Below are 435 nucleotides of genomic sequence, written 5' to 3' on the forward strand. Positions count from 1 at the left end.
CTTCTGGCGTGAGCTGAAAAGCGCGGTGGCAGTTTTGGCATCGGTAGCGGTCCCGCGGAACAGGGAGCGGCACATGAATGAGGAAGAGGCTGAGAAACGACAGGCGGCGGCACGTCTCGTCTGGAGCAGTGTGGTGCGAGCCACAGTGCGGGCAGATCACGTCGCCCTCATGATTCACCATTGGAGCGTCCGCCTTCAGGTACTCGAGCGCGGCCTCGGCATCCTGATCCGCCACCTGCACGCGAACGCCGCCGATGGCATTCGACCAGAGCCAATCGATCTGAATGATGTGCTCATCCTGCACACACGCCGCGATGCCTGCCGCCTCTAGCCGCATGCGGAAAAGGTGCGCTTCCTCAGGTTTGCTGAAGGTGGCGAGAGTGATCATGGCTACTCCAGATACCGGAAGTCGATGCACCCAAACAGCACCTGCTG

Annotated in this window: 1 protein-coding gene; it reads right to left on the minus strand. The window is 61.1% G+C overall.

All coding sequences use genetic code 11. The annotated features are described in order from the left end of the window. Positions 1-388, minus strand: a 388-nt coding sequence (locus tag I6F37_RS40565; RefSeq protein ID WP_225154455.1) for a DUF2007 domain-containing protein, incomplete at its 3' end; no start/stop codon positions are given. Positions 389-435 lie beyond the last annotated feature (47 nt).

The organism is Bradyrhizobium sp. NBAIM08 (assembly GCF_020193935.1).
Taxonomy (GTDB): domain Bacteria; phylum Pseudomonadota; class Alphaproteobacteria; order Rhizobiales; family Xanthobacteraceae; genus Bradyrhizobium; species Bradyrhizobium yuanmingense.